This window comes from Erythrobacter sp. (genome assembly GCF_030066995.1).
Classification (GTDB): Bacteria; Pseudomonadota; Alphaproteobacteria; order Sphingomonadales; family Sphingomonadaceae; genus Erythrobacter.
This window is the reverse complement of the sequence record NZ_JASJAP010000001.1, coordinates 785,578-803,141: the sequence shown is the minus strand read 5'-3', so window position 1 is coordinate 803,141 and position 17,564 is coordinate 785,578. Positions and strand designations below refer to the sequence as shown.

General features: G+C 59.6%; 16 protein-coding genes. 2 read left to right on the top strand and 14 right to left on the bottom strand.

Annotated elements, in window-relative coordinates; all coding sequences use genetic code 11:
• Positions 1–7: 7 nt before the first annotated feature.
• The 8 genes from QNI87_RS03840 to QNI87_RS03805 form a co-directional block, all read right to left on the bottom strand.
• Positions 8–763: an enoyl-CoA hydratase-related protein gene (locus QNI87_RS03840; RefSeq protein ID WP_300594205.1), complete on the bottom strand. Its 756-nt coding sequence runs from the start codon at positions 761–763 to the stop codon at positions 8–10.
• Entirely contained in the window at positions 760–1,629 is an 870-nt protein-coding gene (locus QNI87_RS03835) for a polysaccharide deacetylase family protein (protein ID WP_300594202.1), read from the bottom strand. The genes QNI87_RS03840 and QNI87_RS03835 overlap by 4 nt, the downstream gene beginning before the upstream one ends.
• Before the next feature lie 52 nt (positions 1,630–1,681).
• On the bottom strand, positions 1,682–2,482 hold the full coding sequence (locus QNI87_RS03830) for an SDR family NAD(P)-dependent oxidoreductase (protein ID WP_300594199.1): 801 nt from the start codon (positions 2,480–2,482) through the stop codon (positions 1,682–1,684).
• Positions 2,483–2,485: 3 nt separating this feature from the next.
• Positions 2,486–2,794, bottom strand: a complete 309-nt coding sequence (locus QNI87_RS03825; RefSeq protein ID WP_300594195.1) for an REDY-like protein HapK — start codon at positions 2,792–2,794, stop codon at positions 2,486–2,488.
• A gap of 16 nt (positions 2,795–2,810) precedes the next feature.
• Positions 2,811–4,001, bottom strand: coding sequence for an amidase (locus tag QNI87_RS03820; RefSeq protein WP_300594192.1), 1,191 nt, complete (start codon positions 3,999–4,001; stop codon positions 2,811–2,813).
• Positions 4,002–4,140: 139 nt separating this feature from the next.
• Complete coding sequence (locus QNI87_RS03815; RefSeq protein WP_300594189.1) at positions 4,141–5,508, bottom strand: phenylacetate--CoA ligase family protein; 1,368 nt, start codon at positions 5,506–5,508, stop codon at positions 4,141–4,143.
• Positions 5,505–6,791 (bottom strand): MmgE/PrpD family protein, encoded by a 1,287-nt coding sequence (locus QNI87_RS03810; protein ID WP_300594186.1) that lies wholly within the window; start codon positions 6,789–6,791, stop codon positions 5,505–5,507. The genes QNI87_RS03815 and QNI87_RS03810 overlap by 4 nt, the downstream gene beginning before the upstream one ends.
• Entirely contained in the window at positions 6,788–7,930 is a 1,143-nt protein-coding gene (locus tag QNI87_RS03805; RefSeq protein ID WP_300594182.1) for an MmgE/PrpD family protein, read from the bottom strand. The genes QNI87_RS03810 and QNI87_RS03805 overlap by 4 nt, the downstream gene beginning before the upstream one ends.
• A gap of 128 nt (positions 7,931–8,058) precedes the next feature.
• On the opposite strand from QNI87_RS03805, the gene QNI87_RS03800 reads away from it, so the two are divergent.
• Positions 8,059–8,814 carry a GntR family transcriptional regulator gene (locus QNI87_RS03800; protein WP_300594179.1) on the top strand — a complete coding sequence of 252 codons (756 nt, stop codon included), beginning with the start codon at positions 8,059–8,061 and terminating at the stop codon, positions 8,812–8,814.
• Positions 8,815–8,831: 17 nt separating this feature from the next.
• Here the strand turns inward: QNI87_RS03800 and QNI87_RS03795 are convergent, their stop codons facing one another.
• The 5 genes from QNI87_RS03795 to QNI87_RS03775 are packed head-to-tail and all read right to left on the bottom strand — an operon-like array spanning position 8,832 to position 13,782.
• Positions 8,832–9,926, bottom strand: a complete 1,095-nt coding sequence (locus QNI87_RS03795; protein WP_300594177.1) for a CoA transferase — start codon at positions 9,924–9,926, stop codon at positions 8,832–8,834.
• 24 nt (positions 9,927–9,950) lie between these two features.
• Positions 9,951–11,168: a CoA transferase gene (locus QNI87_RS03790; protein WP_300594175.1), complete on the bottom strand. Its 1,218-nt coding sequence runs from the start codon at positions 11,166–11,168 to the stop codon at positions 9,951–9,953.
• Between the two features lie 14 nt (positions 11,169–11,182).
• Positions 11,183–12,370, bottom strand: a complete 1,188-nt coding sequence (locus QNI87_RS03785) for an acyl-CoA dehydrogenase family protein (RefSeq protein WP_300594173.1) — start codon at positions 12,368–12,370, stop codon at positions 11,183–11,185.
• Between the two features lie 34 nt (positions 12,371–12,404).
• Positions 12,405–12,914: a MaoC family dehydratase gene (locus tag QNI87_RS03780; protein WP_300594170.1), complete on the bottom strand. Its 510-nt coding sequence runs from the start codon at positions 12,912–12,914 to the stop codon at positions 12,405–12,407.
• On the bottom strand, positions 12,907–13,782 hold the full coding sequence (locus tag QNI87_RS03775; RefSeq protein ID WP_300594168.1) for a CoA ester lyase: 876 nt from the start codon (positions 13,780–13,782) through the stop codon (positions 12,907–12,909). Before QNI87_RS03775 ends, QNI87_RS03780 begins: the two co-directional genes overlap by 8 nt.
• A gap of 119 nt (positions 13,783–13,901) precedes the next feature.
• Between QNI87_RS03775 and QNI87_RS03770 the strand changes: the two genes are divergently transcribed.
• Positions 13,902–14,846, top strand: a complete 945-nt coding sequence (locus tag QNI87_RS03770) for a DUF1838 family protein (RefSeq protein ID WP_300594165.1) — start codon at positions 13,902–13,904, stop codon at positions 14,844–14,846.
• A gap of 111 nt (positions 14,847–14,957) precedes the next feature.
• Here the strand turns inward: QNI87_RS03770 and QNI87_RS03765 are convergent, their stop codons facing one another.
• Positions 14,958–17,456, bottom strand: a complete 2,499-nt coding sequence (locus QNI87_RS03765; RefSeq protein WP_300594162.1) for a TonB-dependent receptor — start codon at positions 17,454–17,456, stop codon at positions 14,958–14,960.
• Between the last annotated feature and the right edge of the window lie 108 nt (positions 17,457–17,564).

The window sequence follows — 17,564 nt, the reverse complement described above, 5'->3', positions numbered from 1 at the left end:
CGTTCCCCTACCCAAACTTTGGCTTGCGCTTCTCGACGAAGGCAGCGGTCCCTTCGGCGAAGTCTTCGCGGGTGAACGCCGCGCCAAAAATACCCAGGGTCTCGTGATCATCCTCGCTCTGACCATCCAGCACGCGGCGAATGAAGCGCTTTGTGTGCCGTGCGGAATAGCTCGAAGCCGCGAGCAGCTGATCGATCAGGAAATCGCTGCTGTCGGCGATAAATTCTATCAGGCCAATGCGCTGTGCCTCCTCGGCATCGAGCAATTCGCCCGTATACAGCATCCGCTTTGCCTGCCCCGGACCAACAAGATCGACCAGCAGTTTGACATCGTGCAAGGGGTAGACAAGGCCCAGCTTGGCCGGCGTGATCCCGAAGCGTGCTTGCGGTGTGGCGATACGCAGATCGCAGGCCATGGCCAGACCGCAGCCGCCACCCACGCAATCTCCTTCGACGAAGGCGATCGTCGGCAGGTTGGCACGTGCAAGCTCATGCTGGACCCGGTTGATCTCCGCCTGATTGGCCGCACGCCAGCTCGGATCATCCTTATTGGCGAGCAGTTCCTTAATGTCAGCGCCCGCGCAAAAGGCGGTGCCCGGCTCTGCTGAGCGCAGTTCGAATACGCGGATCGCGGGGTCCTGGACCGCATCGGCCAGAAGGGGCGGAAATGCCTCCCACATCGCCATGTTAAAGGCGTTGAGCTTATCCGTCCGGTCGATCAGCAGACGCGCAACGGCGCCGTCTTTCTCAAGCCGCAGGCTCACGCTGGGTTCTCCGCCATGAAATGGTCAGCAATCGCCTTGCGCGTGGTGACCCAGACATCGGGCTTTGAGCGGACATGTTTGAAAAACTCCTCAAGCGCCCAGATCCGCCCTGGCCGCCCGATGATCCGAAGGTGCAGGCCAAGGCTCATCATCTTTGGGTTGCCCTCTTCGCCTTCGGCATAGACCTGGTCGAAATTGGCCTTGGCATAGTCGAGCCATTGATGTGGGGTCAGCGCCGGATCGGTCCACATCTTCATATCGTTGTTGTCGAGCTGATAGGGGAGGATGCACATCGGAGTGCCGGTGGTTTCGCGATCCCAGAACGGCACGTCGCCCGAATAATCGTCCATGTGATAGGTGTATCCCTCCTCCTGCAACAGCCGCCGGGTGTTGTCGGTGAGCAGATAGCGCGAGAGCCAGCCATACGGGCGCACGCCGCAGGTCTTTTCGATACTCGCCGTCGCCTTGCGGATGAAGTCACGCTCTGCTTCCTCATCCATCTTGAACTGGTGCACCCAGCGCCAGCCATGGCTGACCGGCTCGTGGCCCAACTCAACGATGGCTTCAGCAATCTCGGGATGATTTTCGAGCGCGAGCGCGGCCACGGTCCAGCTAGCCACGATGTCATAGCGTTTGAGCAGTTTGACGATGCGCGGCGCGCCTGCCTTGATGCCGTAGAGATAATTGCTCTCATTGGAATAATTGCGCATCTTCGATTTGACGAAGACGCCGAGCTCATCGACCGGCTCCATCCCGCGATCGCCGCGTGCGATCGTCATTTCCGAGCCCTCTTCGACATTGACGACGACCGAAAGGGCCATCTTGGCGCCGCGGGGAAGGTCCATGCGTTCTTCTTGTAGTTTCATTAAGTCTCGCTTTCGCTCGATGCCGGGCCGTCCGCTCCCTCCGCCCCTACAATCAATGCATCTCCTCGCCACCGCTCACATTCAGCGCTTCACCCGTCACATAGAATGCCGCATCGCTCGCAAGCCACAGACAGGCCGCAGCGGTGTCGCTGGGCAATCCCGGCCGGCCCATCGGGTTCTTGGCCGACATGTTGGCGAGGTAGTCCTCCACGGTCTCAAACCCGAGCAATTTCGAGAAATACTCGTTCTGCATCGCGCCAAGGCCAGTGGTCACATGGTTCGGACAGACGGCGTTGACGGTGATCCCGTGCGCGCCAAGCTCCACTGCGGACGCGCGGGTCAAACCCACCATACCGTGCTTGGAGCTAACATAGGCCGGTAAATGCGGGAAGCCGGTCTTCGCAGCCTGGCTGGCGATATTGATGATGCGCCCGCCCTGCCCGCGTTCGACCATGGCGCGCGCGGCTGCTTGCGTGCCATAAAATGCGCCGGAGAGATTGACCGCGATCACTTGATCCCACTCCGATGCTGTATCGACATCGAGTAGCGGCTTCATCTTGAAGCCAATCCCGGCATTGTTGACGAACACATCCACTGCGCCAAACGCATCGACCGCACCCGCCACCAAAGCAACGCATTGATCCGCCTCGGACACATCGCAGGGGATTGTAGCGACTTGCGCCCCGCGTCCGCGCAATTCCTCGGCGACGCCTTCGGCTTCGGCATCGATCACCAGATCGCTGACCACGCAATTTGCGCCTTGATCGGCAAAGGCTTGTAGTATGCCTTGCCCCAGACCTTTCTCCTTGCCCGAACCGGTGACGACAATTGTCTTTCCCGCAAAGTCACCCACGGCTCAAAGATCCTCGGTCAGGATAAACTGGGGGCTGTCAGCATAGTCCTGAAACGGCGCGGCCTTGGCCTGGAACTCCGGGTCAGAGACATCGGCGACAAAAGCATCCATGTCAGTGATGTCGAGCACTTCGACATAGGCATAAGGCGGCGGGGTATCGGGATCGCCGAACAGACCTGTGGCCTTATGAATTGTGAAACTCTTGACCGATGGCAAGGCGCTGGCCGTGGGAATGTCCTTGTCCTTCGCCCAGGCTTCGTATTCGGCGATATCCGTGCCGGGCTTGAGGTTGAAGGGAACGATAATGCGCATGGCTCAGGCTCCTTGTTCAGGCGTTTGGTTCAGACACTGGCGGATATTGGGGCGGGCGATAGGCACCCATTTTCGTGTCCAGCTTGCGGGCCTGCGCGAACAGGCTCGCTTCGGCCCCCGCGGGTCCGACGATCTGCACGCCGATCGGTAAGCCGTCCTCGCTCCATCCCGCGGGTATGGAGATAGCTGGCAGACCGGCAATGTTGGCAAGGCAGGTGAAATCGGCCTGCGCCGCGGGCTCTGGCTCGGTGTGAGGGAAGGCCGTGTTGGGCACGCTCGGCATGATCAGAAAGCCGTGATCCTGCACAATCCTGCGCACCGCATGCGCAGTCTCGGCGAGGATCGCATAGTCGTCCGCAAACTCGGTGACGGAACGCTTCGGACCGTAGGTTAGCAGCTTGGATAGCTTGTCCGAGACCGCAATCCCACGCAGGTGCGCCGCCATTTCCTTGGAGACCTGAATAAACCCGGCGAAGCGGATGCGGCTTTGTTTGTGCGCGAGCGACACGGCGCTGGGCGTGTCTGGAAGCGCCGTTACCGCCGCATCAAGAGCGGCGGCGATATCAGGGGCGACTTCGACACCATGATCGACGAGCACTGCGCCACTGCCCTCCAACGGATCATCACCAAAGCCGGAAATGATCCGTGAAACCTGCTCCAACAAATCGAGATCGCGCGCCAGCGGGCCAATCGCATCGAGAGTGAGGTCAGCCGGTTCGAGCCCGTTCTGGGAAATGCTAGCGGTGGCGGGCTTGAAGCCATACACCCCGCAATGGGCCGCCGGGATGCGAACCGATCCTAACGTATCCGTGCCAAGGGCGATATCGCAGAGCGACACTGCAACGGCTGCCCCGCTGCCTCCGGATGAACCACCGGGCGAATAGCCGTGGCGGTGTGGGTTGTGGGTCGGGCCGAAATGCGGGTTGTTGGTCTTGGCGCCCAGCGCGCCTTCTTCCATGTTCAGCACACCGATGATCGCCGCTCCCGCTTGGCGCAGCAAGGCGACAACATCAGAATCGCGCTCCGCCAGGCGGCTTTCAAAAGCTTCGAGCCCCGCGTGCCACGGCATACCTTGCACAGCGATATTGGCCTTCACGCCTACGGTCAGCCCAGCGAGCGGGCCATCGCCGAAAACTGCGCTCCGATCGAAATCGGTAAAGGCATTGAGCGGCGCATTGCGCGCTTCAAGATCATCAAAATCGATCACCTATCTCCCCTCCCGCTCTCGGGAGGGGTCGGGGGTGGGCAAGAGCTCGATAGAGCCCACCACGCTGCGACTAGCGAGCGAGCTCGCAAGTCTCGCTGCCCCTCCCGTAAACGGGAGGGGAGGTCGTATGGCGCCTCCATCAGACACCCCGCTCGTCAATCAGGCGCAGTGGCTTTTGCCGCGTATCGATCTCGGTCGCTTTGGCCGTGCCGCCTGGTTCCACCAGCGCCACTTCCACTTCGACCCCGAGCCCCTGCTTTAACGTCTCAGCGAGCGCGCCTTCATCGGTTCCACCCCGGCTCTCAAGCGTCACCCGCATATGATCCTTCTGGGCTTCATCGCGGCGCAGGTGGCAGACATATTCACCGGTTAGGTCTGCACGGTTCTCGATGATCGCGCCGATGGCATGCGGGAACACGTTTATGCCGCGCAGCTTCACCATGTTGTCGCTGCGCCCTTTGAACCCAGCGATGCGTTTAAAGGCGATCTCACCGCGCCCATCAAGCTCATGGGTAATGTCGTGCGTGTTGAAGCGAATGCAGGGCGCGATATCGTCTTTGTAAAGGCAGGTCACGACCATGTCCCCCGTCTCGCCCTTCGCGACGGGCGCGCCGTCCTCGACGCCCAGCAGCTCAAGATATTGCGCGTCCTCCCAGACATACATCCCGTCTCGATCCGGCCCCTCGCCCGCGATCGTACCGGTATCGCCAACACCATACCAGTCATAGGCCTTTGCGCCGTGCCACGCGGCCTCGGTGCTCGCGCGATCTTCTGTGCCAAGATGGCCGATGATCATGCGGATATTGATCTTGTCGAAGAGTTCCTCGGCCTCCGCCGTCGCGGCCAGTTTGCGGACATAATCGACAAAGCCGACAATGCAGGTGACGCCGAAATCGGCCATCAGCCGCACCTGGTTGATGCTGCGGGTTTCGATCCCCGTACCCGCGGATAGGAACACGCTGTTGGTGAAATGGGTAACGGCCTCGCGGATGTAGTGACCGCCATTGATCATCCCGTGGCCATAGACCGAGTGGACCACATCGTCGGGCTGAAGTCCCATCCAGCGGTACATCCGGCCGACCATCAGATTGCCGACCTCCCGCCCCTTGGGCCCAAACATCAGCGTCTGCGGCTTGCCTGTGGTGCCCGAGGTGGTGTGAAAGATCGTCGGCGGGCGGGTCGCTGCATCACCCATTCCATGGAAATCGCCATAGGGCGGGTGTTCGGCGATGGACGCCATCAGGTCCGACTTATCGTATACCGGCAGCTTGGTGATGTCCGAAAGCCCTTTGATATCGCCCGGTTCAATGCCCTTCACGCCCCACAGACGCTGATAGAAGGGGACCTGCCACCCGCGTTCCATCAACCGCTTGAACTGTTCATCCTGGATCGCAAAGAGCTCGTCCCGGCTCATACCCGTATAGCGCGCGGTGAATGCCTCACCGATGGGATAATCCTTGAGCAATTGCTCATGATCAAGCGCTTCGAAATAGGTCGGATAGGTCATCGGGGCCTCGTGAAATAGGCAAGCGGGTCAGAGAAAAGGCGCGGGTCATGGCCATCAGGTGCCAGCTCATGCGCGAGATCGAGTTTCGCCCTAGTCTGCGCCTGGTTGAGCGGGTTGTCCGGACTGCCGAGCGTTGCCGCAATCCTATGGCTTGATGTCTTGGCGCCCTTCATTGTGACGCGCAATTCCTGCGGAAACAGGGCGTTGGGATCGTCATTGCCATCCGCGACCAGTTCCACCCTGCCCGCAATCTCGGCAAGATCGGGCGCAGCCATCTGATCTGGTGTAAAGCGGCGCGGGTCTATTCGACCATCGGTAAGCATCAGCGCGGCAAGAAACGGGAGACAGAGCCGCGCATAAGCGGGTGTCATCTCGGGCTTGTATGGGCGGCCAACAAGGCGCCGGATCAAGGGCGGGCAGGCAAGCTCAACCCGCTCCACCTGAGCAGGATCGAGCGCCAAATCCTGTAATTTGCCCAACGCCGCATGGCTGGCCCTGCCACTCGGGAACGGCTTCACGCTCACTTCGCTGATCCACCAGATATCACCGAGACGATCAGTGTAGCTCGAAAGCTCGCCTTCATCGAACAGCGTGAAATAGCCGAACTGACCCTCCAACGGGTCTTTGGGCCCTGGAAAACCAGCGCGCGCCAGATCGCTTGCGGTTACAGCCGCGCGAGCCGCGTTGGCGATCTGAAACGGGAGGGTCGCGAGCCCCTCGACGTGCGCCTGCATCGTCCCGGCAGCGCTTGAGTAGGCGAGGCCCAGCGCATCATCCATCGGCGCACCGTCTATGCGAGCGACTGCCGCTGTGGCTCCGATCACCCCAGCGGTGGCGGGTCTGAAAAAGCGCAACGGACTGCTCGCCGCGAGACCAAGACCAGAGGCAATGTCTACCCCAACCGCCAATGCTATAAGAGCCTCGTCCGCCTCACATCCTCCGCGCCGATCAATCGCTGCTCCAAGCGCGGCCACCACAGTGCTCAGCGCATGGACCACGGCGGGCTCGTGCACCGCATCCCATTCAAGGCAATGAATACGGTAGCCATTGACAAACGCCGCAGCGGGAGCGGGAAGTCGCTTGGTTGTGCCAATAGATCGGGCATCCTCGCCCGCCCCCATCGACTGCGCGGCAAGGAGTATCGCATCGGCACCCGGCGCATTCACTCCGGCTGCACCGACGGCCAGAGTGTCGCCCAGCAAGCGCTCAGCATCCGCGCGAACAGGCCCAGGCAGAACGTGTTCCGCTTGCGCAAAGGCGAGAAGCTTTTCTGTCGGCGTCACCTGATCCAGTCCTCCAGCAACGCATCGATCGCTGCGGGATCGTCCCCTTCGAGCGCCAGCGTCACCGCCCTCGCCGCCTGATCTTCAGCGATGCGGCCCCACCGCGCGAGGCTGTGCATCTTTGCAACGATATCGTCTTCGCTGACGGGGCGTTCTGGATCACCCAGCGTATCGACAATCTCAAAGCCATTAACCCGCGCGCCGAAATGCGCAGGATATCTGGCGGTGATCTCGGGATCTTCGGCGACGGTGACTTGCCCGCGCAGATCGGCCAGCGCTGCAATGGCTTCGGTCGTAAAGTCTCCGGGTTCCGCTTTGCGGCCATCTGCCACCACCGCGATCGAATGCTGGAGCGAGAATTTGGCCTCCAACTCGGTCTCTGGATCAGGCCGGTCGCAAAAGGTCAAAGCGTCGGCGAAGGTCTCAACCTGGAAGGGTGGTTCAAGCTTGCCCGCCTTGCGCAGTTCCATCGCCGCATCAATCGCGGGATGTGCATGGCGGCACGCAGCGAACGGCTTGAAGCTGACAGTCTGGATCAGCCAACCGTCTCCATTCTCTGCCAGAGCGCCCGGCTCTGACGTCATGGCGGCAAAGAGCCCTTGTGGTCCCTCTAGGATCCGCTGCGGCCCCGTTGCGCCATAATGGACATGCAACGCGGCATCGCGACCGGTGCGCACGGCGTGGTGGATGTGCCATTGCTTGGTCAGCACCCCGCTGTCGTGCCGCATGTGCCAGACCCCGCCTGCGACCGAGCCCGCATTGCCGAGCGCGTTGGCATATTCGACCGGCGCGAACCCGATCAGCGATCCGAACGCGGCGCATGCACCGAAGACGCCCATCGTCGCGGTGGGATGCCAGTGTGCATAGTGCTGCGCATCGAACGCCGCGCCGATCGCGATCATCGCCTCATATCCGCGCACGGCGGCATCCAGGCGGGCATCCATTCCCGCGCTGCTCATACTCATCGCGGCAGGCCAGATCACCGGCCCCGGATGAAGCAGCGAAGTTCGATGGACGTCGTCCATCTCCAGCACGTTGCCAAGATAGGTCGCGCGCTCCCATCCCTTGAGCGAGATCGCCCCGCCCAATTCTCCCGCCTCGCTGGTTCGGGCACCCGCAACGCAGGCAAGCCAGTCCAAAAGATGAAGGCGCGCTGCGGCACGCTCGCTTTTTGAAACAGGGCGCGCTAATCGTTCAGACAAACTGGCAAGTAAGGGAACGCTCATGGACGTCTTCCTGATTTGCCCAAGATTTTCAGGAGCGTGTCTTGGCTTCCAAAGCCGCTGAAAAAAAGCCCGGCAAGATTCCGCGTTATCTGCAATTGGCGGGTGAATTGCGCGAGGATATCCTTGCGGGGGCCTACACCAAGGATTCCCCTTTTCCGACTGAGACGCAACTGTGTCGCGACTACGATGTGAGCCGATACACAGTGCGCGAAGCGCTGCGCCGGCTTGAAAACGAGGGGCTGATCCAGCGTAAGCGTGGGTCGGGCACCACCGTTCAACCCGCTGCGGCGCGCGGTGGCGCGTTGCATCAGCCGCTCTCCAATGTCGGAGAGCTGTTGCAATATGCGGCGGGGAGCAAGGTCACCTATGCCCATCTTGGCGCGTGCAAACTTCCGGCCAAAATCGCCGAACAGATTGCCGATCCTGTCCCGGGCCAGTGGTCGTGTTACCATGGCGTGCGGCGCCACGAGGCGGACGCTCTGCCGATCGCCGCGACGCACGCCTATTTTCACGAACGCCTGAGCGATGCCTTGTCTCAACTTGATCTCGCCAAGGGAACGCTCTTCAGTCAGCTGGAGCAATTGGCGGGCATCCGGATCGGAAGGATCACCCAGGACATTCAGGCGATACCTGCAACTGAGGCTGTCGCGGAAGCGTTGGAGATCGAAGCCAATGAACCGGTCTTGCGGATCCTGCGGTGCTATTACGCGCCGGAAGGCGATATCTTTGAGATTTCGGTCAGCCACCATCCCGGTGACCGCTTCGCCTACGCCATGCATATTGACGTCGACGGCTGAAGTCCCCCCCGAAGCTCTCATCCCTCGCCCAACCCCGGCACTTTCCCCGGGCTCCACGACTCACCACTAAATCGGACCGCTGGTGCGATATGCCGCCCGCCATCCTCGGCCTCGATCCATAGTCCGCGCTCGGCGATATGGGGTTCGTCCAACGCCTCGCGGAAGTTTAGGACAGGCGAGAACGCGACATCCTTGTCCGCGAACCAGGCAACCCATTCATCACGCGTGCGAGTGCCGAATGTCTCACGCAGAAACGCGATCAGTGCTCCCTGTTCTCCCGCCGGTGCTTCGGCAAAGGGGAGCAAATCCTCCCGTCCCAGCGCGGTGAGAAGGTTTTTGGCGAATTTGATCTCACGTCCGCCCAGCACCACATGCCGACCATCCTTGGTTTGATAAACCTGATAAAATCCCGCCCCGCCCAGTGATCTCTGGCGCGCGCTGACAGGGCTTTCGCCGCCCGCAATCGCACTGCCAGCGGTGTGCACGCACCACGGCAGCAGGCTGTCAAACATCGCACAGTCTATATAGGCGCCCTCGCCCGTGCGATCACGACCAACCAGCGCCATCAACACGGATGACAGCGCGGTCAATCCGGCAGCCAAGTCTGCGCTGGGAGCACCCGGTACAACAGGCATGCCGTCTGGACCGTCATTGACCGATAGAAAGCCCGCAAGCGCCTGCACCGCCATATCATGCGCAGGGTGATGGGCGAGCGCGCCTTCCTGTCCGAAAGCGGAAATGGAGCAATAGACGATATCGGATTTCAACTCTTTGACGGCGTCGTAATCGAAACCGAGACGCTTCATTACGCCAGGCCGAAATCCTTCGACGAATACGTCCGCGCGGGCGATCAGCTCACGCAATTGCGCTTTCCCCTGCTCGCTTTTCAGGTCGAGAACTACCGAGGATTTGCCGCGATTAAGATTGGCGAACCAGACCGAATGCTGTTCCCCGCCGTACGTATCAAACGGTGCCTGTTCGCGCGCGGGATCACCTGCCTGGGGTTCGACCTTGATGACTTTGGCACCCTGATCGGCCATCATCACCGTCATCATCGGGCCGGGCAAAAACAGCGACAGGTCGACAACGGTGATGCCTGAAAGTTTCCCCATGCAGCGCCTCCCGAAACCTCTCGTTCAGACGATACCGCTGGCGCGCATCTTCGCGATCGCGTCAGGATCGTAGCCCAGGTCTTCAAGGATCGCGTCGCTATCGGCTCCGAGCAAAGGCGCCGCGCGATTGGGGGGACGCTGCCCATCGAATTTCAGCGGGCTCGCGAGGATCTGCAGGTCCGCCTTGTCCGGATGCTCGACCTCATCGCGCAGCCCGATTGTGCGCAGCCATGGATTGTCGAGCGCCGCCCCTAACTCATAGACTGGAGCAACCGGCACATGTCCGGCCAGCAAATCCTGCCAATACGCCATCGGCTGTTTGGCGAACTCTTCATCGAGCAACACCGTCAGAGCATCGCGATTGGCGAGGCGATCCGGATTGGTTGCAAAACGGGGATCGTCCTTGAGGTCCTCGCGGCCCATGCGCGTTGTCAGGATGTCCCAGAACTTGGGCAGCTGGCACATCACGAACATCCACCCATCCGACGCCTTGAACATCTGGCTTGGCGTGGCGGTCGGATGCGCGCTGCGCGGTGTGCGCGCAGTCTCATCACCGTTGTTCATGTACCAAAGCGCGGGGTAGCTCGTTTGATGGACTGCGGCGGAAAGAAGATCGGTGTCTACATCCCGCCCCTTGCCCGTCCGCTGAGCATCCACCAGCGCCCCCAGCAGGCCGATGCAGAAGATCGTGCCAGTGATGAAATCGACCATCGAAAGGCCCATGCGCTGGGGGTCACCGCCTGGCTCGCCGGTCATCTGACAATAGCCGGCCTCCGCCTGCATCAGATAATCATAGCCTGGCCATTTGGCGCGCTCATTGTCGCGGCCATAGGCGGAGAGATGCGCGCACACGATAGCCGGATTGATTGCGCTGAGCGAGGCGTAATCGAGCCCAAGCTTCGCAGGCAGATCACCGCGCATATTGTTGGCGACCGCATCGCTTCTCTCGGCGAGCTTGTGCAGCACTTCCTGCCCCTCATCTGTCCGCAGATCGAGCGTCAGGGAGCGCTTGTTAAGGTTGAACGCGTTGAAATAAACGCTCTCATTCTCGCGCAGGAAATGCGGGCCAACCATGCGGGCGGTGTCGCCCCCGCCGCGTCTCTTGCCGTCTTCACCCACTTTGCCTGGAGGCTCGATCTTGATCACCTCTGCGCCCATCTGCGCGAGGAACATCGTGCCATAGGGCCCCGCGCCATATTGCTCGGCGCTGATAACCCGGAAGCCTTTGAGCGGGAAATGCACTGGCCCGCCCGCGCTCAGATCTGGTTCTCTTTGATATGCTGATTGGCGATGATGATCCGCTGCATCTCGTTGGTGCCCTCACCGATGCACATCAGCATCGAGTCCCGGTAATAGCGCTCGATATCGTACTCCGTGGAATAGGAGTATCCGCCATAGATACGCATCGCTTCCTGGCTGTTTTCGACGGCCGCTTCTGAAGCGAAATACTTCGCGATACCGGCCTCTTTGTCGCAGCGCTCACCCTTGTCGTACGCTTCAGATGCATCGAGTGTCAGCAGGCGTGCCGCGCGGGCACGGGTGACCATTTCACCCAGCTTCAATTGGATTGCCTGATGCTGAGCGATGGGCTTGCCCATGGTCTCACGCTGCTGCGCATATTCCGTCGCAAGCCGCAGCGAGCCTTCGGCCAGACCAACTCCGCGCGCGGCAACATTGATACGGCCCAGTTCCAGACCGCCCGTCGCCTGGAAGAAGCCCTGCCCTTCCACACCGCCAATCAGTTGATCGGCGGGGATGACATAGTCCTCCATCACAAGCTCAGCGGAATCGATCGACTTGTAACCAAGCTTGTCAAACTTCTTGCCGGTCGAAAGCCCATCGCGCTTGTCGGCAATAAATAGGCTCATGCCCTTGTAACGCGGATCGGCATCGGGATCGGTCTTGGCGAGCAGGGCAAAGGCCTGACCGTTCAGCGCATTCGAGATCCACGTCTTGGTACCGTTGAGCACGTAGTCACCATTCTCATTCTTGCGCGCGACGGTGCGGATCGCCTGCAGATCGGTGCCCGCATTGGGTTCGGTCAGCGCCAGCCCACCCCGGACCTCACCCGTCGCAAATTTGGGCAGCCAACGCATCTTCTGCTCAGTCGTCCCGAACCGCTCGACAGCGGCGGCCATGATCAGATGTGAGTTGAAGATACCCGTGATTGCCATCCAATAGCTGGAGATGCGCATCACGATCTTGGCATAGGTTGTCGCGGGCAGTCCCAGCCCACCATACTCCTGCCCGATCGTCGCCCCGAACAGGCCCATTTCGGCCATTTGGTCCACAAGTTTCTCGGGCCAGATATCGCCGTGATCGTGATGCTGAACAACCGGGATCACCTCACGTTCGAGCCAGCGATCGATCGCGTCCATGAAGGCGCGTTCTTCATCGGGATCGATGGTGCGGATCTGGTTTTCGAGAATAGCTGCGGTTGCCATGGTTCAGGTGTCCCTAGAGTGATCTGTCTATAGATTAATCGTCGAGCCCGCCAAAGCCGCGCTTCCATACGAGTACGGTGCGCTTGTAGTGGCTGACAACGTCGCCGTGCTGGTTTTTGGCGATGGTTTTGAAGGTAACGATGCCCTGTTCGGGGCGGCTTTTGCTCTCGCGTTTTTCGAGCACTTCGCTCTCGCAATAGAGCGTATCGCCGACGAAGAGCGGCTTGGTCATTCGCACCTCGTCCCAGCCCAGATTGGCGATCGCCTTGCCGCTTGTGTCCGACACGCTCATTCCGGTCATCAGAGCAATCGTGAACGGTGAGACTACGAGTGGCTTGCCAAACTCGGTGTCCTTCGAGAGCTCATAGTCGAAATGCGCCGGATGGGTGTTCATGGTCAGCAGAGTGAACCAGACATTGTCCGCATCCGTAATCGTGCGTCCAGGCCGGTGCTCGTAGACGTGTCCTTCGACAAAATCCTCAAAGTAGCGCCCTTGCACCTCGCGGAAGCGCCCGGGAGCGACTTCGATAACACCATCACGCATGGGCAGTTTCCTTCTTCCCCGAGAGAGCGGCATGCCGTGCGAGCACCGCCCGATAATTCTTCACAAACGGCGCTTCAAGCATGCGCCCCTTGAAGCGGATTGCCTTGCCGCCCCCAGCGTCATACGCATCCAGCGCCTCGCGCGCCTCGGCCACTTCCGCCTCACTCGGCGCAAAGGCAGACGCGATTGCGGGCACTTGCCGAGGATGAATGGCCGCTTTTGCCGCAAACCCGATCGCGCGCGCTTTTGCACATTCCTCGGCGAGGCCGACTTCGTTTTCCAGCTGGATGAAGGGCACATCGATAGCAGGCTTTTTAGCTTCCGCACAGGCGAGGACAACATGCTGCCGCGCAGCCAGCAGCGGCTCCCATGCGAGTTCAACACCCAGCTCGCCTGAGAAGTCCCCCCCGCCAAACATCAGTGCGGACACCGCGTCACGACCGACAATGTCGAGCGCATGGCGCAGACCTTTGGGCGTCTCGACCAGCGGAATAAGCTGCGGGCACCGGTCACCCAGGGCACCGCTGATCACATCAATCTCCGCGGCGCTTTCGACCATGGGGACGAGCAAAGTCCCCGGAAGCGTCTCAGCATCGATCAGAGCCGCCAGGTCTCGAACACCTGCTGCCGTGGTGACACCATTAATGCGGATCGCCCAGCCAGATCGATCATCAGAGATCTGCGCCAATGCGGCGGTACGCGCGCTTAGCTTGTCCTGATCAGCAACCGCATCTTCCAAGTCGATCACCGTCAAGTCTGCGCCACCTGCCTTCGCCTTAGCGAACCGGTCCGAACGAGAGCCGGGGACAAACAGGAGGGTCGCAGCTGAGAACACAAAATCGCCTTTGCCTTTAACGGATACAGCCATACGATGGTGGCTTCCAAAATTACCTTCACAATTTGTCCGGACAAATATAAAGTCAAGGACGAAATGCTTAAATATCCGGACAGACTTGGCTTTCCGGACAGCTATGGGGAGATATGTCTATGCGTTTCGCGAAAACGGTCCTCGGTCTGAGCGGTCTGAGCGGTCTGGCACTAGCATCTTTTGGCATGGCGGCCAGCGCCAGTGCTCAGATGCTGGACCCCGAAAAGCCCGAAGACGCGCTCGAAATATCCAAGCGGCTGCAATGCGGTGTCTCTGCGGACGAGCCGGCCGTCTATCACTGGTCTGGCAACATCTATGGCCGCTCGCCGGGGGTTCGCGACAAGTTGTTATTCAAGGGCGAAGGGATGAACATCCGCCGATGCGTCGAGGTGGAAGACCCGGTACGCGGCAAAGGCTGGCGCCTTATCAGCCGCGAAGTGATGCTGATGCTGGACCCCGATACCGGCGAAGTGGTCGATGAATGGGAGAACCCCTACACTGGGGAAACCGTCGCGGTTATGCAGATCCACAACGATCCTGTGAATGGCCGCCCCAATTTCGCCAAGGGCGCCGATGGTACGCCGTTCGAGCTCTCGACCCTGCGCGAGGCGGGGCCGTTCGTCTTCATCCCGTTCGAAGTGCCACTGTTCTACCGCAACCCGCTGGCCGGGGGATATCAGGACGCCGTCGGAAACATGTATCACGCGATGGAAATCTTTGATTTCTCAGCGCTCAAAGAGGAGCTTTATGACGGCTCCACCCCAACGGCCTACCCGATGATCAGCTGGGTGCGCGTATCACCCTGGGCGCCGTGGATGAAGATGGGTGGGCGGCCCGGCCAGATGGTCTTCAACGCCATGGGACGCAAGCTGCCCGGCGGCTTCGAAGAGCTGCCTGACGTGCTCAAGAGTGAGATTCGCGAGAACTACCCGATCTACGAGAGCGCTCCGCCGAAAGACGATACGCGGCGTAACGAAACCACCTGGACCAAGTATAAGAAGCTAACAGACGCCGCGCGGGCGGAAATGGAGCAGAACGCGAAAGTGGCCGGCGGCGAGGACTAAGCGGCAAACCAGGCGGGCGGCTTTCTGGCCGTCCGATCGGACAACAGGAAAGGGAGGAAGGCACCGCGCCATCCTCCCTTTTCTTATGGTTAGCCTTGAGAGCTACAGCACTCAGAAGGTCGAGAGCAGATTAACTCCAAACCGCCGACCGGGGCGCAAGCCTGCGATAAAGCTGCGCTGGAAGCTGTTGTCGGCATCGGCATAACGCAACACCTGCTGCACCGCGTCTTCGTCGAACAGATTGTCGACATAGAACTGCACGCGGTATGTCCCATTGGTAAACCCAAGGCGTGCATCGACTTCAACCGCATCGCCGGTCTTCGCTTCGTTGTGCACTTGAGCAAAGCTGCTCGACGTCAGCGTTACGTTGGCGCCGGTGAAGAACTGCCAATCGCTCGAGCCAAGATCTGCCCGGTAATCGAGATCGGCGAAGACCCGATGCTCTGGCGCGCGTGGGATGCTCTTGCCCTCGATCGAACCGAACGCGCTCTGGCACCCGTCAACGTCTGGAAATTCATCGCCTGTCGAACAGTTTACCAGGCCATCATCTGCAACGTCGTTCAGCACACCTTGGTTCTCATCAACGCCGTCGGTGAACTCGCTGCTGGCCAGAGCATAGTTCATGGTCAGCGTGAAATTGCGCGTAATCCGTCCCACAAACTCCGCTTCCAACCCGATGATCTCGGCATCGCCTGCATTGGTGATAACGCTGATCTGATTGGGTGGGACAGAGACGTTTTGGGTAAGCTGATAACCCTCGACCTCAGTGAAGTAGGCAGCCAGATTGATCGTTACCCGACCGTCGGCAAAGGTGTTCTTAAGCCCGATTTCATAGGTTGTGTTATCCTCGGGATCATATGTTGCGATGTCGAGCGTGGGATCAGCAGCCTCTGCCTCCTTCGCCAGAGCACCATTGAAACCACCGGGCTTTTGGCCCTCCGCATAGATCGCATAGAGCAGGTTATCCGGCGAAACCTGCCAATCGAGTGTCACACGCGGCGTAAAGGCTTTGAAGGTCTCGCTGTCTGATACGGGATCCGGACGATCCTGGCCCTCGTTGAAGCCAAAGGTTGTCTGACTGACCTTCTCTTCAGCGTAGCGCCCCTCGATGCCGATATTGAATTCCGGCGTTACGTGCCAGTTGACCGCCCCGAAAACAGCTATGTTCTCGATATCGGTCAAAGTCTCGTCGCGCGGCTCTTCGAGCAGGGTGATCAACTGTGGGGATGTGTAGAAACTAAAAAAGCATCCCTCCGCAGGTGAGCACAGTTCGGCGGCGCGTGCATCGGATGCCTCCAAGGCGATATCTTCTGCATCCGCTGGCAGTTCGCGGATCGAAAAGCTGTCAGAGCTTTGATCGAAAAAATAACCACCAATGAGGAAGTCGAAAGCATCGCTTGCGTACGTCAATCTCAGTTCCTGAGACCAGTCCGACACTTCGCTGCGATTGGCAAATGAGAAATCAACCGGCTGGCCGTTCACAATACCAATCCCACCATTCACGGGGAAAGTCGCAAAGGTCGTCGGTTGGAAACTGGTTGGACTGTAATCACCATCGGTCAGTTGGGTCTCGGTCCGATCATTGTAGCCGGTCAACGAGGTTATCACCCAACTATCGCTTACCTCATAGTCCATTCTCAGCGAGATATTATAGGTATCGGCCTCCAGCCCCACTTCGCTTTCATCAATGAATTGACGCGAGTAATCGGTGTTGATTTCCCCAGGCTCGATCGTCCCACAGAAATAACGGCCCCGCCCGTTATAGAAGGACCCATTATCAATGAAGCAATTGTTCTCTTCGGTACCCTGCTGGAAGATCGCCGGTTGGCCATCATCCGTGCGGTTGTAGTAAGCTCGCGCGGTTGCGGTGAACGGGCCACCATTATCCCAGTCAAGCAGCCCTGAGAGCGACCAGGACGATTGCTGCCCAACCTTCTCGCCATCAAATTCATTGGTGAATTCGCCGCCAAAATCATAATAGCGACCGTTAATGCCGAAACCTAAGCCATCGGTGATGGGTCCGCGAATGCCACCAGTGATCTCATAACGATCATGCTCGGCAACATCGATTGACAAACGACCCTGCAAGGTGTCGGTCGGCTGCTTGGAAATGATGTTGATCGCACCCGAATAGGTGTTCCGCCCGTAAAGCGCGCTTTGCGGCCCTTTGACAACCTCTAACCGCTCGATCGTATCCACATCATAGTCGGCCAGACTGCCAGTGTAGTAGATGCCATCGATGAAGAAGGCGACGCCGCTCTCGCCAAGGATGTTTGCCTGCCCGCGAATGACGGGGCGATTGCCGTTACGCCCAAAGCTCTCATCAAAGAACAGGCCGGGCGTGGTGTTGGCGATCTCTTCCAAACTGTCGAGCGCAAGGTTCGTGATCGTTTCAGAAGTGACCACTGCGACCGATGTCGGAACTTCCTGCAGGTCTTCCGACTTTTTACGCGCAGTTACGATGATGCGATTATCATCTTCGGTATCTTCTGAGGCGATCGATACCGGCTCCTCATTATCGCTGGACTGCGCATGTGCGCTTGTGGCAATCATCATTGCCGGCGTCAGGATCGTTGCTCCAAGCAAAGCACGACGAGTAAACGCATTCATATGCGATCCCCCAGTTCTTTTCCGCGACGTCCCGACGTCGCTCCCATCCAGTGTCGCATTACTGCCGCAGGTCGATCATTTGTCCAGACAAATTTGGCGGCGGATTCG